The following is a 14,875-nucleotide window of genomic DNA, read 5'->3' on the forward strand; positions in this document are numbered from 1 at the left end:
CGCCATCAGATCGCCCTGTTCACGCCGCCGTCGACGACGATCGTCTGTCCGGTGACGTAGCCGGCCTGCGCCGAGCACAGGAACGCGCAGAGGTCGCCGACCTCGTCGGGCCGCCCGATCCGCCCGACCGGTATCTCGGTGCAGTGGCGGCGCAGCTGCTCGTCGAGGTCGATCCCGGCCGCGGCAGCGGCCTTGCCCTGCAGCTCGCGGAGCCGGTCGGTGAGGATCGGCCCGGGCGCGATCGTGTTGACGGTGACGCCGTCGCCGGCGTGGGTGTCGGCGACGACCTTGGCCAGCACGCTCACCCCGGCCCGGGTGGCCTCGGAGATCACGGGTCCCGGCTTGGGTTCGCGGACGCCGTAGCCGGTGAGGGCGACGACCCGCCCACGGCCGGACGCGACGAGGTGCGGCAGGGCCGCGCGCAGCAGCCGCACGGCGCTCATCAGGACCTGGCGGTGGCCGGTGTCCCAGTCGTCGTCCGCCGCCTCGGCGAAGGTGACCGCGGGCGGTGGCCCGCAGTTGACGACGAGCACGTCGAGCCCGCCCAGCTCCCCGACGGTGGTGGCGACGAGAGCCGCGATGTCGGCGGCGCTCTCCAGGTCCGCGGCGACGTGCCCGGCCGCGCCGACGTCACGCGCGGCCGCGGCGAGGCGGCCGGGATCGCGCGAGGACACGACGACGCGCGCCCCCTCGGCGACCAGGGACGCGGCGCACGCGCTGCCGAGTCCCGAGCTCGCCGCGGTGACGAGCGCCCGGGTACCGGCCAGGCCGAGGTCCATCGCGTCCTCTCTCGTTGTCACAGCAGGGGTCCGGGCCGCCGCGGTGGGGTCGACGGCACCGCGGCGCCCGGACCGTCACGGGGTCACGCGGTCGGCCCGGCCCCCAGCGGGAGCGCGTCGGTGGAGGCGACGTCCTTCGGGAACACCGTCTTCAGCGTCCCGTTCTGCCACTGCACGAGGATCGGCTTGATGTACTTGTTCGCGCCCGTGGCGTCGAACCCGACCTTGCCCGGCGGGACGGCCGCGGCCTGGCCCGTCGTGAAGTCGGTGCCCGCCAGGGCGTCACGGATCTTCTGCGGGTCGCACGTCTTGCCCTCGTCCATCACCTGGGCGAGCTCGTAGATCGCGGCCCACGACTCGCCGGCCTCCTGCGGCATGAAGGCGTTGTACTTCTGCTGGTACTCCTTCGCCGCGTCGGCGACGCCGGTGAGCGTGACGTCGCCGTTCCAGGCGGCGGACGCCATGATGCCGTTGGCGCTGTCGCCGAGGGCCTTGGCGAACTGCGGGGCGAGCGCACCGCCGCCACCGGACGTCGCGATCGGGGTGGTGACGCCACGCGCCCGGATGCCCTTGATGATCAGCGACAGGTCGGAGACGTTGCCGCCCAGCACGATCAGGTCGGCGTTCGCATCGGAGACGCGGTTGACGATCGCGGTGGCATCCGACAGGCCGTTGGGGAAGGTGACCTGTTCCGCGACCTGCACGCCCTCCTTACCGGCACCGGCGACGACACCGGCGGTCTGGGCCTTGGTCGAGGCGTCGTCGGAGCCCGCGACGGCCAGGGTGCGCAGCGGCCGGTTCTGCGCCGCGTAGACCCCCTTGGCGTCGGTGACCGTCTCCGAGCCGAACGCCGACGCCTTCGGCGGGATCTGGAACAGGTACGTGTAGCCCTTGGCCGTCAGGTCGTCGACGAACGACTGTGTGATCAGCGGGACCCTCTTGGTCTCGGTGGCCACGACCGTCGTCAGCGTCATGCTCGACAGGTAGGACCCGACGACGGCCGAGACGTCGTCGGACTGCAGCAGGTTCTCGGTGACGGTCTTGGCCTGCCCGGGGTTGTCGGAGCTGGTGTCACCGCTGACGACCTTGATCCTGGCGCCGTCGAGGCCCTTGATCCCGCCCGCGGCGTTGATCTCGTCGGCGGCGAGCTGCATGCCGTTGAGCGAGTTCTGCCCGTTCTCCGCCCACACCCCCGACAGCGGGTAGGGCGCACCGATGTTGACGGTGTCGCCGCAGTCGAGCGACTGCCCGCCCTGGTCCTGGGTGGCGATCCCGCCACACGCGGTGGCGAGTGTGAGCAGGGCGGCGGCCGCTGCCGTCCCGACGATCCTGGTTCTCATCGCGTCTCCTTTGACGTGGCCGCCGCCGCGGGGGCGTCGGTGATGAGCGTGCGGAGGAAGGTCAGCGAGGCCGCGAGCCGTTCGCGCTGGTCGGCGACGCCGGGGTGGTTGTCCAGGCCCTCGACGGAGAGCCGGTACGGCTCGGCGCGGTCGGCGGATCCCGCCAGCACGCCGACGAGCGAGGTGAGGTCGGCGACCCCTTCGCCCGGGTAGCACCACTGCACGTCGAACCCGCGCCGGTGGAAGCGGTCCTGCACGTAGCGCGAGACGAGCCGGAAGTCCTTCACGTGACCCGACGGCGCGAGCGGGGCGAGCCGGGTGATCACCGGCAGCGGGTCCTGCAGCGACGAGATGGGGTTGATCAGGTCGAGGAACACCCCGACCCGGTCGGAGCCGACACCGGCGATGATCTCGGCGTACTCGTCGGCCGTGAAGTCGGAGTGGTTCTCCAGCAGGATCTGCACGTCGCCGGGGACCTCGTCGACGGCGCGGCGCAGCGTGTCGGTGACGTAGCGCTGCTCGGCAGCGATGAGCCCGGGTTCGTCGAACAGTTCGGCGCGGTAGAACCCGGAGGAGACGCGGGCGAACGGGCTGCCGATGGTCTCGGCGAGGGCGACCCACGCGGTGATGCGCTCGACGCCGCCGTCGACGGTGTCCCCGTTGCCGACGCGGCCGACGACGTCGCCGGACAGCGTGATGCCCAGCCCCAGGTCGTCGGCGAGCGCGCGCAGGCCCACCAGGGCGGCGGTGTCGCGCTCGCGCACGTGCACGGCGTTGAACTGCACGAACGCGTAGCCGAGGTCGGCGATCTCGCGCAGCACGTCCTCGAGGGAGATCTCACCGGCCGCGAGGCGGCAGTGGTAGGAGAGCGTGTCGACGCCCAGGACGATGTCCACCGTGGTCCTCTCAGGTTCGGAGCCAGTCGCGCACCGAGCCCGCGACGGCGTCGGGGCCGGGCAGCAGGCCGGCGACCAGACTGGGCGCCGCGGGCACCCGGGTGTCGGGCAGACCGAGACGCAGCGGCGGCACCCGCAGCGGGACGCCCCGGCCGGCGACACGGGCGACGACCTCGGCGCCGAACCCGCCCGTCACGTTCGCCTCGTGCACGACGGCCAGCGCCCCGGTGCGCGTGGCGCTCGCGACGATCTCGTCGGTCGGGAAGGGGTTGAGCCACACCGTCTCCAGCACCTCCAGGGAGATGCCCTCGTCGGCGAGGCCGGCCGCGGCCGCCAGTACGCGGGCGGTCATCGCGCCCCAGGTGACGACGGTGGCGTCGCTGCCCTCGCGGCGCACCCGCAGCCCGCCGGGCGTCTGGACGGGCCCGCCCAGCGCCACCGGCCCCTTCCCCGCCGGGTACAGGGTCCGGTTCTCGATCACGAGCACCGGGTCGTCGCTCGCGACGGCGGCGACGAGCAGGTCGTAGGCGTCCTGCGCGGTCCACGGCATGCACACCCGCAGGCCCGGGACGTGCAGGAACAGCGCCTCCAGGCTCTGGCTGTGCTGGGCGCACGCACCGGGTGCGCTGCCCTGCTGGGTGCGGATCGTGACCGGTGCGGTGAGCTCGCCGCGGCTGACGTAGCGCACGTTGGCGAGCTGGTTGACGACCTGGTCGAACGCGACGAGGGAGAAGTCCACCCACATGATCTCGACGATCGGGCGCCGCCCCAGCATCGCCGCCCCGACCGCGGAGCCGAGGATCGCGGACTCGCTGATGGGGGTGTCGAAGACGCGGTCGCCGAAGTCGCGGCGCAGCCCGCGGGTGACGCCGAAGACGCCGCCGGGCTTGGCGATGTCCTCGCCGTAGAGCAGCGTGTCGGGACGCTCGTCGAGGCAGCGGCGCAGCGCGGCGTTGACGGCCTCGCCGTACGTCAGCTCCCTGGCCTCCGGGCGCGCTGCCACGGACGTGTCAGGCATAGAGGTGCTCCTTCGCGGTCGCGGGGTCGGCGGGCGGCGCGGCGAGCGCCACGGCCGACGCCGCGTCCATCTCCTCGCGGGCGGCGCGCTCGGTGCCGGCGATCTCGTCGTCGGGGACCCCGGCGTCGCGCAGGCGCCGCGTCAGCAGGGCGACGGGCTCGTTCTCGGCGTCACGTTCGCGCTCGCCGGGACGGCGGTACTGGTCGGCGTCGCCGATGTAGTGGCCGACGAGCCGCTGCGTCATGGCCTCGACCAGCGTCGGGCCGCCGCCCTCGCGGGCCACCTCGAACGCGTCGCCGAGGCGGTCGCGGACCTGCTCGGGGTCGTTGCCGTCGATGCGTTCGCCGGGCATCCCGTAGCCGGCGGCGCGCCGCCACAGCTGCGGCTCGCCGACCATCTCGTCGATCGCGGTGAGCTCGGACCACGAGTTGTTCTCGCACAGGAACACCACGGGCAGCGAGAACGCGGCGGCGAAGTTCATCGCCTCGTGCACGGCGCCCTGGTTCATCGCGCCGTCGCCGAACACGGTGAGCGCGACGCGGTCGGTGCCGTCGTGGCGGCCGGCGAGCGCCGCGCCGCACGCGATCGGGGCGCCCGCGCCGACGATGCTGTTCTCGCCGAAGAACCGGTAGCCGGGGGCGGTGAGGTGCGCCGACCCGCCGCGGCCGCCGTTGATGCCGGTGGCGCGGCCGAGGATCTCGGCGAACAGCTTCTCCGGCTCCACCCCGCACGCGATGGCCCAGGAGTGGCCGCGGTAGGTGGCGAACACGGCGTCGTCGGGGCCGATGAGGCAGGACGCGCCGACGGCGACGCCCTCCTGGCCGATGCCCAGGTGGATCGAGCCGACGGCGTCACCGGCGAGCCGCAGCTCCCGGACCCGCTCCTCGAAGGCGCGCATCCGCCAGACCTGACGCAGGTCGGCGAGCGGCTGACTGCCGTCCATCTCTGTCCTGTCCTCTCATGTCCGCTGTGAGCGGCAATAGTCGCTATGGCGACTATTGCCGCTCACAAGGGCGTCAGCCCGTGGCGAGGCTCTGGCCGCCGTCGACGGCCAGGGCGACGCCGGTGATGAAGGCCGCCTCGTCGGAGGCCAGGAAGAGCGCGGCGTTGGCGACGTCCCAGGCGGTGCCCATCGTGTTGCGCAGCGGGACGTGGGAGTTGCGCTCGGCGTAGACGTCCTCGCGGGTGCGCCCGCCGAGACCGACGCGGTTCTCGATCGCCATCGGGGTGTCCATCAGGCCGGGCAGGATCGCGTTGGCCCGGATCCCGTACTGCGCGTTGGTGATCGCGATGTGCTCGGTGAGCGTCACGACCCCGGCCTTGGAGGTGCGGTAGGTGACGAAAGGGTAGTTGATCTGGGCGGCGATCGAGGAGATGTTGGTGATGACGCCGCCGCGCGGCTGGTCGCGCATGACCCGGATGGCGTGCTTGCAGGTCATCACCATGCCCTGCAGGTTCACCGCGGTGATGCGGGCGAACGCGTCGGCCTCGATGTCGGCGACGGGGGCGTCCCCGCCGGCGATGGAGATGCCGACGTTGTTGTGCAGGATGTCGAGGCTGCCCCACCGCTGCGCACAGGCGGCGACGGCCGCGGCGACCTCGTCCTCGATGGTGACGTCGGCGGCGATCGCGACGGCCTCGCCGCCCTCACCGGTGATCTGCTTCACGGTGTCCTCGGCGGCGGCGAGGTCACGGTCGGCGACGAGCACCTTCGCGCCCTCCCGGGCGAGCAGCACCGACGTCGCGCGCCCGTTGCCGGCGGTCTGTCCCGGCGTCTGGCCGCCGCCCATCACGAGCGCCGCCCTGCCCGCCACCCTGCCGGTTCCCGGCTGTGCCATCGCCGACCCCTTCGTCGATCTCGCACCGACAAATTCAAATAGTGAATACTTGCGTCAATTCGTGAACGACGGTAATCATGGGCCGTCGCCCCGTCAACACCGCCGGGGCACCCGCGGGAACCCGGCGCCGACCAGCGGTCCGACGGTCGTGGAGCACCCCCGCGGACACCCCGGACCGCCACACGGAGCGACGATGGCACTGGTGCCCTATCTGTCCGAGTCGGACCTCGCGGAGACCGATCGCGAACTGCTCGGCAGGCCGATCAACCTCTTCCGCGGGCTCGCCAACAGCCCCGACGGGCTGCGGCACTTCCAGGTCCTCGGCCAGTGGATCCGGCACGGGTGCGAGCTCGACCCACGGCTGCGCGAGCTGGCGATCCTGCAGGTCGGATACCTGACCGCGAGCCCCTACGAATGGAGCCACCACGTCAAGATCGGGCACGACTTCGGCGTCACCGACGACGACGTCACCCAGCTCGTCAGGGCGAGCAACGGCGAGGAGCACGCCCTCGGCGAGCTGGAGACGCTCGTGACCACCGGCGCCCGGGAGGTCACCGCGGACCGGTCGATGAGCCCGGCCACCTGGTCGGCACTGGAGACCCGACTCGGTCGGGCCCGGCTGGTCGACCTGGTGATCGTGGCGTCGTTCTACAGCGCGGTGATCCGCATCCTCGCAACGCTGCAGATCGACGTCGAACCCGACTACGCGGGGTACCTGGAGCAGTTCCCGCTGCCGGAGAAGCCCCTCGCGTGAGAGCCGGTGGCGGGCCCGTCCCCCGATCGGGCCCGCCACCGCCCGCCACCTGCTCACAGGCCCAGGTAGGCGCGTTGCAGGTACTCACTGCCACCGAGCTCCTCGCGGGTCCCCGTGAAGGTGACCTCGCCCGTCGTGAGCACGATCGCGCGCTCGATGACCTCGAGGGCCTGCGTCGCGTTCTGCTCGATGAGCAGGATCGAGACGCCGAGCTCGCGGTGGATCGCCGCGAGCCGGTCGAACATCTCCTCGACGATCACCGGCGCCAGCCCCAGTGACGGCTCGTCGAGCATCAACAGCCGCGGTGCCAGCATCAGCGCGCGGCCCACCGCGAGCATCTGCTGCTCGCCGCCCGAGAGCGACCCCGCGAGCTGCGTCGCCCGCTCCTCGAGCCGCGGGAACAGCGTGAACACCTCGTCGAGCAGCTCGGCGCGCGACCGGTCGGCCGGCGTCGCACAGGCCCCGAGCGCGAGGTTGTCCTGCACCGACAACGACGGGAACACCCGCCGCCGTTCCGGCACGTGCGCCAGTCCCGTCGCCGGGATGCGGTGGGCGGGAGTGCCGACGAGCTCGGTGTCGCCGAGCCGGATCGACCCCGCCGCCGGGCGCTCGAGCCCCGACACCGCCTTGAGCAGCGTCGACTTGCCCGCCCCGTTCGCGCCGAGCACGCCCATGAACTCGCCGGGCCGCAGCTCGAAGGAGACGTCGACGAGCGCGCGGATGTTGCCGTAGTCGACCGAGAGGTTCTGCACGCGCAGCGACGCCGGGCTGGAGTCGCGCGCGGCCACGGCCGGACGCCAGGGCCATCTCATGCCGGTTCCCCCAGGTTCTGTGCGGCGCTGCGGCCGAGGTAGGCCTCGACGACCCGCGGGTCGCGCATGACCTCCCGGGGTGGGCCCTCGGCGATCCGCACGCCGTGGTCGAGGACGAGGACGCGGTGGCTCAGCTCCATGATCACCCGCAGGACGTGCTCGATGACGATCGTGGTGAGGCCGTCGCCGTTGAGCGCCTTGATGACGCCGATGAGGTCGCGCGTCTCGGCCTGGTTGAGCCCGCTCATCATCTCGTCGAGCAGCAACAGCCTGGGACGCAACGCGAGCGCGCGGGCGATCTCGACCTTCTTCTGGTCGGCGAGCGGCAGCTCCTCGACGCGGATCCGGCGCAGCGCCGTCATCCCCAGCAGCTCGGCGACCTCGTCGGCGCGCGCGTGGGCCGCGGCCATCGACGGGCACACGGTGCTCGCCGACAGCGTCACGTTCTCCCGCACGGTCATCGCCTTGAACAGCCGCACCGACTGGAACGTCCGGGCGATGCCCAGGCGCGCGACGCGTTCCGGTGGTTTGCCGCTGACCAGCTCGTCGCCGATCCGGATGCTGCCCGACGTCGGGCGGACGGCACCGGCGACGGCGTTGAACATCGTCGTCTTGCCCGCGCCGTTGGGGCCGATGATGCCCAGCAGCTCGCCCTCGTCGACGGTGAAGTGGACGTCGTTGACGGCGACGAGGCCGCCGAAGCGGACGGTCAGGCCCTCGACACGCAGCAGTGGTCCCGGCACGGCTCAGCCCGCCTCTCTGCTCGTGGGGACGGCCGCGGCCGGCTCGAGGTCCGGTACCTGTGGTGGCGCGCCACCCGCGGGCGGGCGCGGACGCCGGCGCCGCATGCGCATCGACATGATCCCGCGCGGCTCGATCCAGAGGATCACGAGCACGACGAGGGCGTAGACGACGAGGTTGAACCCGGCCGGGTAGGCCGACAGCGACGAGTTGAGCAGCTGCTGCAGCGGCACCAGGATCACCGCGCCGACGACCGGCCCCCACAGCTTGCCCGCGCCACCGACGAACGCGATGACCGCGATCTGGGTGGCGAGGGTCGCGCCGAACGCGCTGTCGGGGTCGATGAACCCGACGTACTGCATGTAGACCGACCCGGCCAGCGCGGCGGGCACCGCGCTGATGGCCAGCCCGGTGAGCTTGACCTGGAACGCCAGCACGCCGGAGGCCTGCGCGGCCTCCTGGTCGGCCTGGATCGCGCGCAGCTGCAGACCCAGCCGCGACCGCAGCACCAGCCAGGTCGCGACGAACGCGAGCGCGGCCAGGACCATCGCGATCCAGTAGAAGGTCACCTTGTTCTCGAAGGAGAACTCTCCCGGCGCGTCGCCGAGCAGCGGCAGGGTCAGGCCGACCTCGCCGCCGGTGAAGCCCTCGTAGTGCCCGGTGAGGATCGCGAACACCAGCGTGAGCGCGAACGTCGCCAGGGAGAAGTAGATGCCCCGCAACCGCAGCGTGACCGCGCCGAGCAGGACCGCGAGCACCACCGCGACGACGACGCCGAGCAGCATCCCCAGGTAGGCGTTGAGGTGGTAATGGACCTGCAGGATCGCCGTCGTGTAGGCACCGAGGCCGAAGAAGATGCTGTGCCCGAACGAGATCTGGCCGCCGAACCCGCTGATGACGTTCCAGCCCAGCGAGGCGGCCATGAAGATCAGGCTCAGCGTCGCGACGCTGAGCACGAAGTTGGTCTGGATGAACCACAGCGGCAGGCTCGCGACCAGGACGAGCACGACGATGCCCAGGCCGCCGGTGGAGCGCAGCCGGCGCGTCACGGCGTTCACGCGGAGGCCCTCCGTCCGCCGAGGATGCCCTGCGGTCGCAGCACCAGCACCAGCACGAACGCCAGGAACAGCCCGACGTCCTGCAGGTCGACGGCGACGTAGATGGCCGTGACCTGCTGGATGATGCCGACGAGCAGGCCCGCGACGAACGCGCCGACGACGTTGCCCAGCCCGCCCATCACGACGGTCACGAACGCGATGATGAGGAAGCCGGCACCGGTCGTCGGCGTCACCGGGTAGTAGGTGGCGAGCACGCAGCCCGCGACGCCGGTGAGCATGATCCCGACGCTGAAGCTCACCGCGTAGACCTTGTTCGGGTCGACGCCGACCATCGATGCCATGTCGCGGTCGTCGACCGTCGCGCGGATCGCCTTGCCGTACAACGTCCGCTGCAGCGCGAGGTAGAGCAGCCCGAACACCACGAGCGCGATCAGGAACGACACCAGCCGCGCCTGCGCGATGTAGACGCCGAAGACGTCGTAGACCGCCGGGAGGACGCCCTGCACCGCCTGCGGCGACGGTCCGAAGATCATCAGCAGCACGTTGGAGATGAGGATCGACACCGCGAGCGTCAGCACGAGCTGGCCGTGCTGGGCGTCGACGGCCGAGATGCCCTTGACCGACAGCGTCCGGCGCACGATGACGCGGTAGACGATCAGCCCCAGGACGAACGAGATGATCGCGACGGGCACGATGCCGATCAGGGGGCTCAGCCCCGCGCTCGCGAACAGCAGGACCGCCCCGTACATCCCGAGGGTCACGAAGTCGCCGTGGGCGAAGTTGATGACCCGGGTGATGCCGAAGATCAGGGTCAGGCCGCTGGAGAACAGCCCGTAAAGGCCGCCGACGAGGATTCCGCTCACCAGCGTCTGCACGAGAGTCGTCACCAAGGGATCACGCTCCGCCGTTGGACCGAGGATCGTCTGTTCCGGGACGAGCTGCCCGGTCGAACCGGGCCGAGTTTTCACATCCTGAATATGCACTCAAAGATGTGAAGGGAAGCTAACCGTGGCTCCGAGGTGAGTCAAGGACCGGCTGGATGCAGGTCGGAGCACCCGCGCGCGCCGGAGTCTGGGCGCGTCCGGGCCCGCCGTCACGTTCCTCCGTGAACGCGAAAGCGCCTTGTCCGCGCGGGCCGCCGCGACCTACCTTCGGACGCGGCCGTCCCTTCGGGATCCCGGAACCCCGGCCCGGAGCGGCGGAGAACAGGCGGCGCCGCCTCCCCTGCACCGGGGCCGCCACGGACGCGGGAGCACACCGTGGACAGTCGGCGCCTCGGCCGCATCTTCGACGTCGTCGACCACCTCGCCGCCCACGGGCCCGGCACCGTCTCCGAGCTCAGCGCCCGCCTCGACCTCCCGCTGTCGAGCACCCACGACCTGTTGCGCGCCATGGTCGAGGCCAAGACACTGCACCTGTCCGGCCGCCGCTACGGCCTCGGCCCGCGTGCGATCCGCACCGCGATCGGCGTGCTCGACAGCGTCGCCGTCCGCCGCGTCGCCGCACCCCATCTCGACGTACTCGCCGACCGCACCGGCTTCGACACCTACCTCGCCGTCGCCACCGGCAGCCGCGTCGTCTACGTCTCCCGCCACGCCGGGCGCCAGCACGTCAACCTCGACATCCCCCTGGGGCGCAGCCTGCACCTGCACAGCACCGCCGTCGGCAAGCTGTTCGCCGCGTACCGGCCCGAGGTCACCGACGCCATGCTGCGCAAGCCCCGCCCGGCACTGACCCCGCAGACGCGCACCTCCCCCGCCGAGCTCGACCGCGACCTCGCCGGCATCCGCAGCCGCGGCGTGTCGATCAGCCGGGGCGAGAGCATCCGCGGCGTCGTCGGCCTCGCGACCGCCGTCCGGGATCCCGGAGGCGTCGTCGTCGCGGCCGTCCACGTCTCCGCGCTGCGCACGACACTGCCCGCGCGCCGCCTGGGCGAGGTCACCGACGCCATGCACGCGACCTCGGCGGCGATCGAGGCGGAGCTCGTCGACCCGGCCGCGGCCGCCGATGCCGGCTGACCCAGGAGGCCCCGTGCCCGACGTCCCCGGCGCTCCCACGCTGCCCGCGCTCGTCGCCGACCTCGCCGCGGTCTCCCCTGACGCGCCCGCCGTCGTCGCGGGCGCACCCGGAGCGTCGACGGCCTGGACCTACCGGGAGCTCGACGACGCCGCCCGCCGCGCCGCCGCCGCGCTCGCCGGGCTGGGCGCCGGGCCGGGCGCACCCGTCGCGCTGCTCGCCGGGAACAGTGCCGAATGGCTCGCCGCCGCCCTCGGGGCGATGCGCACCGGGGCGCGGGTCGACGCCGTCAACACCTGGGTGAAGGCGTGGGACCTGCGGCACCTGCTCGCGACGTGCGGCGCCCCCGTGCTGGTCATGGATGCCGCCGTCCGCTCCAGCGACCTGCTCGGCGCGCTGCGCGAGCCGGCGCCCGAGCTGTGGGAGGCCGATCCCGGACAGTGGACCTCGGCGGCGTTCCCGGCGCTGCGCGAGGTCGTCGTCCTCGACCGCGACCCCGGCACCGACGTACCCCGTGGGGCGCGTCGCTGGTCGGCGGTCACCGACGTCGCACCGTCCGACGTGTGCGCCGCCGGGCCCGACGACACGGCGTTCGTCCTCTACACCTCCGGCTCCACCCGCCACCCCAAGGCCGTGCCGCTGCGCCAGCGGGACACCGTCGTCAACGGCTTCCACATCGGCGAACGCATGGGCCTGGGCGCCGACGACAGGGTGTGGCTGGGCTCCCCGCTGTTCTGGAGCTTCGGCGCCGCCAACGCCCTGCCCGCCACGTTCACCCACGGCGCATGCCTGGTCGCGCAGGACCGGTTCGAGCCCGCTGCGACCGCGGCGATGCTCGCCGAACAGCGCTGCACCGCCGCCTACCTGCTGCCGACCCTCGCCGACGCCCTGGCCGGGGTGGCCGAGCAGGTCCGCGCCGTCACCACGCTGCGCACCGGGCTGTCGATCGGACGTCCCGACGAGCTGCGCCGCATCGTCGACGTCCTCGACATCCCGGAGATCTGCAACATCTACGGCTCCACCGAGACCTACGGCAACTGCTGCGTCACCCCGCACGACGCCCCGCTCGACCTGCGCCTGGCCACCCAGGGCCCGGCGCTGCCCGGAAACCGGCTGCGCGTCGTCGACGACTCCGGCGCCGTCCTGCCCGTGGGCGAGTTCGGGGAGCTGCAGGTCCGCGGCCGGGTCATGCGCGGCTACCTCGGCGACGACGCCGAGACCGCCGAGAACAACGCCGCGGCGCTCACCCCCGACGGCTGGTACCGCACCGGCGACCGGCTGCGCATCCGAGCCGACGGGTTCGTCGAGTTCGGCGCCCGGCTCACCGACATGATCAAGACCAACGGCATCAACGTCGCGCCCGCCGAGGTCGAGGGTTTCCTGGCCGCGCACCCGGCCGTCGCGGAGGTGGCCGTCGTCGGAGCACCGCACCCGGGACGCGGCGAGGTCGTCATGGCGTTCGCGACACTCGTCCCCGGCGCCGAGGTGACCGGTGACGAGCTGCGCGAGCACTGCCGCGCGGCGATCGCCGGGTACAAGGTGCCGTGGGAGGTCGTCGTCGTGGACGCGTTGCCGCGCACCGGGACCGGGAAGCTGACCCGGCTCACGCTCGCCGCGGATGCGGCCGAGCGGGTCCGCCGCGCCGGCTGACGCCTACTCCCGCGCCGCCTTCCCACCGGCCTCGATGTCGTCGTCGGACAGCTCGGCGAGGGTCGACTCCGCGACCCGGAACGCCTCCAGCGCGGCCGGCGCGCCGCAGTAGGCGACCGTCTGCAGCAGGGCCTCCTGGATCTCGGACTGCGTGCACCCGTTGCGGACCGCGCCGCGCACGTGCACCGACAGCTCGTGGTTGCGGCCCAGCGCGGTGAGCATGACGATCGTCAGCAGGCTGCGGGTGCGCCGGTCGAGCCCGTCACGGGTCCACACCCCGCCCCACAGCGCGCCCGTCACGAACTCCTGGACGGGCCGGGAGAACTCGCTCACCGCGGCCATCGAGCGGTCGACGTGCGCGTCGCCGACGACGGCGCGACGCACCGCGAGGCCCGCGTCCCAGTGGGTGCTGCCCGGTCCGAACTCGCTCACGTGTCCTCCCGGGACAGGTAGTCGTGCTGGGCGACCTCGTCGGCCCAGTTGGTCGGGCCCAGCGACACGGCGAGATGGGTCATGATCGTGTCGGCGGTCCCGCCGTGCCAGTGCTCCTCGCCCGGCGGCACCCAGATCAGGTCACCGGCGCGCACCACCTCGGGCGTCGACCCCTTGGTGCACACCCAGCCCAGCCCCGCGGTGACGACGAGGAGCTGGCCGGCGGTGTGGCTGTGCCAGTACGTCCGCGCGCCCGGGGTGAAGGTGACCGAGCCGATCGTCGTCCCGTCGGTGGCCGGCAGGACCGGGTCCCCGTAGACGGTCCCGGTGAACGTGTCGCTGCGCACCTGCGTCGGGGTGCCCTCCGGGGCGCGCCCCCTGACGATCTCCACGTCGACCTCCCTGTCGTCACCGACCGGTCCTGTCGTTGCTGACCGGTCGTGTTTCGTCGGACTGTCAGACAATCTGCCACAACGCCGGACGGGCCCCGAGGAGTGGGCGGCGGGTTCAGCCCGTGCGCTCGACCGCCGCGCGGACGTCGGTGCGGAACCCCAGCCGCCGCGACGCCTCCGCGGCCGACGCCACGACGACGGGAGCGAGCCGCTCGACGTCGCCGGGGCCCAACCGCTGCAGCGGCGCCCCGATGCCCAGCGCGGCCACCAGCTCACCGGACAGCCCGAACACCGGCGCGCTGATCGAGGCCGCGCCCGCGTCGCGCTCCTCGAAGGTGGCGGCGTACCCGAGCTCACGCACGTCGGCCAGCTGGGCGGTGAGGACGTCGACGTCGACGACCGTGTGGTCGGTGAAGCGCCCCAGCCCGTGGCCGACCGCCTCCGTGCACGCGGTCGGGTCCCAGGCCATCAGCACCTTGCCCGCCGATCCGGCGTGCAGCGGCATCACCATGCCGACGACGAACAGCCGCATCACCGGGTGCCGCGACTCCGCGAGCGCCACGATCGTCCGGTAGGGGCCGCTGCGCACGTACAGGTTGGCGGTCTCGCCGGTCTCGTCGCGCAACGCCTGCAGCACCGGGCGCGACAGCGCGACGAGATCGAGGCCGAACGTGCCGGGCGCGGAGCGCTGCACCAGGCCCATGCCGATGCGGTAGCGGTCGTCGACCCGGTCGAGGAAGCCCTCCGCGACCATGTTGCGCACCAACCGCTGGCAGGTGCTGGCGGGCAGGCCGGTGGCGCGGGCGATCTGCTGCAGGCCGAGCTCGGAGGACTCGATGGAGAACGCGTCGAGGATCTGGACGATCTTGCGCAGCACCAGCAGCGGCGCCGCGGCACCGCGACCCTCCCCCGCGTGTGCCTCGGGCCCGTCGACACCGGCGGCGTTCTCGGTCACAGCTCTCACCCACGTCCTCGCCTGCCTCGGCCACCCACGGAGCGGGTCGCCGCCGGCGTGCACCGACCCCACGTGACGCCGCGCATCGTATCGCCGACGCGCCGTGACGTCCCCTGACGACCTCCCACATTCTGACGCTGCAGCTCACGATGCGAGCGAACAGAGGCCGTCCGGCAGGGCCCACCCAGACCCGG

The 14,875-nt window shown here is 72.6% G+C and carries 16 protein-coding genes; 3 read left to right on the plus strand and 13 right to left on the minus strand.

Annotation, left to right across the window (positions count from 1 at the left end; all coding sequences use genetic code 11):
• Positions 1 to 5: 5 nt before the first annotated feature.
• The 6 genes from PSU4_RS04585 to PSU4_RS04610 all read right to left on the minus strand — a co-directional run bounded on the left by PSU4_RS04585 (position 6) and on the right by PSU4_RS04610 (position 5,871).
• Complete coding sequence (locus PSU4_RS04585) at positions 6 to 800, minus strand: SDR family oxidoreductase (RefSeq protein WP_147102687.1); 795 nt, start codon at positions 798 to 800, stop codon at positions 6 to 8.
• Between the two features lie 62 nt (positions 801 to 862).
• On the minus strand, positions 863 to 2,119 hold the full coding sequence (locus tag PSU4_RS04590) for an ABC transporter substrate-binding protein (RefSeq protein WP_147102689.1): 1,257 nt from the start codon (positions 2,117 to 2,119) through the stop codon (positions 863 to 865).
• Positions 2,116 to 3,015 (minus strand): sugar phosphate isomerase/epimerase family protein, encoded by a 900-nt coding sequence (locus PSU4_RS04595; protein ID WP_147102691.1) that lies wholly within the window; start codon positions 3,013 to 3,015, stop codon positions 2,116 to 2,118. The genes PSU4_RS04590 and PSU4_RS04595 overlap by 4 nt, the downstream gene beginning before the upstream one ends.
• A 10-nt stretch (positions 3,016 to 3,025) precedes the next feature.
• Positions 3,026 to 4,033, minus strand: a complete 1,008-nt coding sequence (locus PSU4_RS04600) for an alpha-ketoacid dehydrogenase subunit beta (RefSeq protein ID WP_147102693.1) — start codon at positions 4,031 to 4,033, stop codon at positions 3,026 to 3,028.
• On the minus strand, positions 4,026 to 4,976 hold the full coding sequence (locus PSU4_RS04605; protein ID WP_147102695.1) for a thiamine pyrophosphate-dependent dehydrogenase E1 component subunit alpha: 951 nt from the start codon (positions 4,974 to 4,976) through the stop codon (positions 4,026 to 4,028). Before PSU4_RS04605 ends, PSU4_RS04600 begins: the two co-directional genes overlap by 8 nt.
• Before the next feature lie 73 nt (positions 4,977 to 5,049).
• Positions 5,050 to 5,871, minus strand: a complete 822-nt coding sequence (locus tag PSU4_RS04610) for an SDR family NAD(P)-dependent oxidoreductase (protein WP_147102696.1) — start codon at positions 5,869 to 5,871, stop codon at positions 5,050 to 5,052.
• A gap of 193 nt (positions 5,872 to 6,064) precedes the next feature.
• Here PSU4_RS04610 and PSU4_RS04615 point away from each other — a divergent pair, with 193 nt between their 5' ends.
• A complete protein-coding gene (locus PSU4_RS04615; RefSeq protein ID WP_147102698.1) occupies positions 6,065 to 6,625 on the plus strand; it encodes a carboxymuconolactone decarboxylase family protein in 561 nt (186 codons plus the stop codon).
• Positions 6,626 to 6,678: 53 nt separating this feature from the next.
• On the opposite strand, the gene PSU4_RS04620 is transcribed toward PSU4_RS04615, so the two are convergent.
• Genes PSU4_RS04620 through PSU4_RS04635 form a run of 4 tightly spaced genes read right to left on the minus strand, consistent with a single transcriptional unit; the run spans position 6,679 to position 10,123 of the window.
• A complete protein-coding gene (locus PSU4_RS04620) occupies positions 6,679 to 7,437 on the minus strand; it encodes an ABC transporter ATP-binding protein (protein ID WP_147102700.1) in 759 nt (252 codons plus the stop codon).
• Positions 7,434 to 8,180, minus strand: a complete 747-nt coding sequence (locus tag PSU4_RS04625) for an ABC transporter ATP-binding protein (protein ID WP_147102702.1) — start codon at positions 8,178 to 8,180, stop codon at positions 7,434 to 7,436. Before PSU4_RS04625 ends, PSU4_RS04620 begins: the two co-directional genes overlap by 4 nt.
• A gap of 3 nt (positions 8,181 to 8,183) precedes the next feature.
• Positions 8,184 to 9,236, minus strand: a complete 1,053-nt coding sequence (locus PSU4_RS04630) for a branched-chain amino acid ABC transporter permease (RefSeq protein WP_147102704.1) — start codon at positions 9,234 to 9,236, stop codon at positions 8,184 to 8,186.
• Positions 9,233 to 10,123: a branched-chain amino acid ABC transporter permease gene (locus tag PSU4_RS04635; RefSeq protein WP_246114943.1), complete on the minus strand. Its 891-nt coding sequence runs from the start codon at positions 10,121 to 10,123 to the stop codon at positions 9,233 to 9,235. Before PSU4_RS04635 ends, PSU4_RS04630 begins: the two co-directional genes overlap by 4 nt.
• Before the next feature lie 372 nt (positions 10,124 to 10,495).
• Here PSU4_RS04635 and PSU4_RS04640 point away from each other — a divergent pair, with 372 nt between their 5' ends.
• Both PSU4_RS04640 and PSU4_RS04645 read left to right on the plus strand, forming a co-directional pair.
• Complete coding sequence (locus tag PSU4_RS04640) at positions 10,496 to 11,254, plus strand: IclR family transcriptional regulator (RefSeq protein ID WP_147102707.1); 759 nt, start codon at positions 10,496 to 10,498, stop codon at positions 11,252 to 11,254.
• 13 nt (positions 11,255 to 11,267) lie between these two features.
• The gene (locus PSU4_RS04645; RefSeq protein WP_246114934.1) at positions 11,268 to 12,902 is read left to right on the plus strand and encodes a class I adenylate-forming enzyme family protein; all 1,635 of its coding nucleotides are present in this window, start codon (positions 11,268 to 11,270) and stop codon (positions 12,900 to 12,902) included.
• 3 nt (positions 12,903 to 12,905) lie between these two features.
• Here the strand turns inward: PSU4_RS04645 and PSU4_RS04650 are convergent, their stop codons facing one another.
• The 3 genes from PSU4_RS04650 to PSU4_RS04660 form a co-directional block, all read right to left on the minus strand.
• Positions 12,906 to 13,334 carry a carboxymuconolactone decarboxylase family protein gene (locus PSU4_RS04650; protein ID WP_246114935.1) on the minus strand — a complete coding sequence of 143 codons (429 nt, stop codon included), beginning with the start codon at positions 13,332 to 13,334 and terminating at the stop codon, positions 12,906 to 12,908.
• Positions 13,331 to 13,726 carry a cupin domain-containing protein gene (locus PSU4_RS04655; protein ID WP_147102711.1) on the minus strand — a complete coding sequence of 132 codons (396 nt, stop codon included), beginning with the start codon at positions 13,724 to 13,726 and terminating at the stop codon, positions 13,331 to 13,333. Before PSU4_RS04655 ends, PSU4_RS04650 begins: the two co-directional genes overlap by 4 nt.
• Before the next feature lie 115 nt (positions 13,727 to 13,841).
• Positions 13,842 to 14,690 carry an IclR family transcriptional regulator gene (locus PSU4_RS04660; RefSeq protein WP_246114936.1) on the minus strand — a complete coding sequence of 283 codons (849 nt, stop codon included), beginning with the start codon at positions 14,688 to 14,690 and terminating at the stop codon, positions 13,842 to 13,844.
• Between the last annotated feature and the right edge of the window lie 185 nt (positions 14,691 to 14,875).

The sequence above is a fragment of the Pseudonocardia sulfidoxydans NBRC 16205 genome (assembly GCF_007989085.1).
Taxonomy (GTDB): Bacteria; Actinomycetota; Actinomycetes; order Mycobacteriales; family Pseudonocardiaceae; genus Pseudonocardia; species Pseudonocardia sulfidoxydans.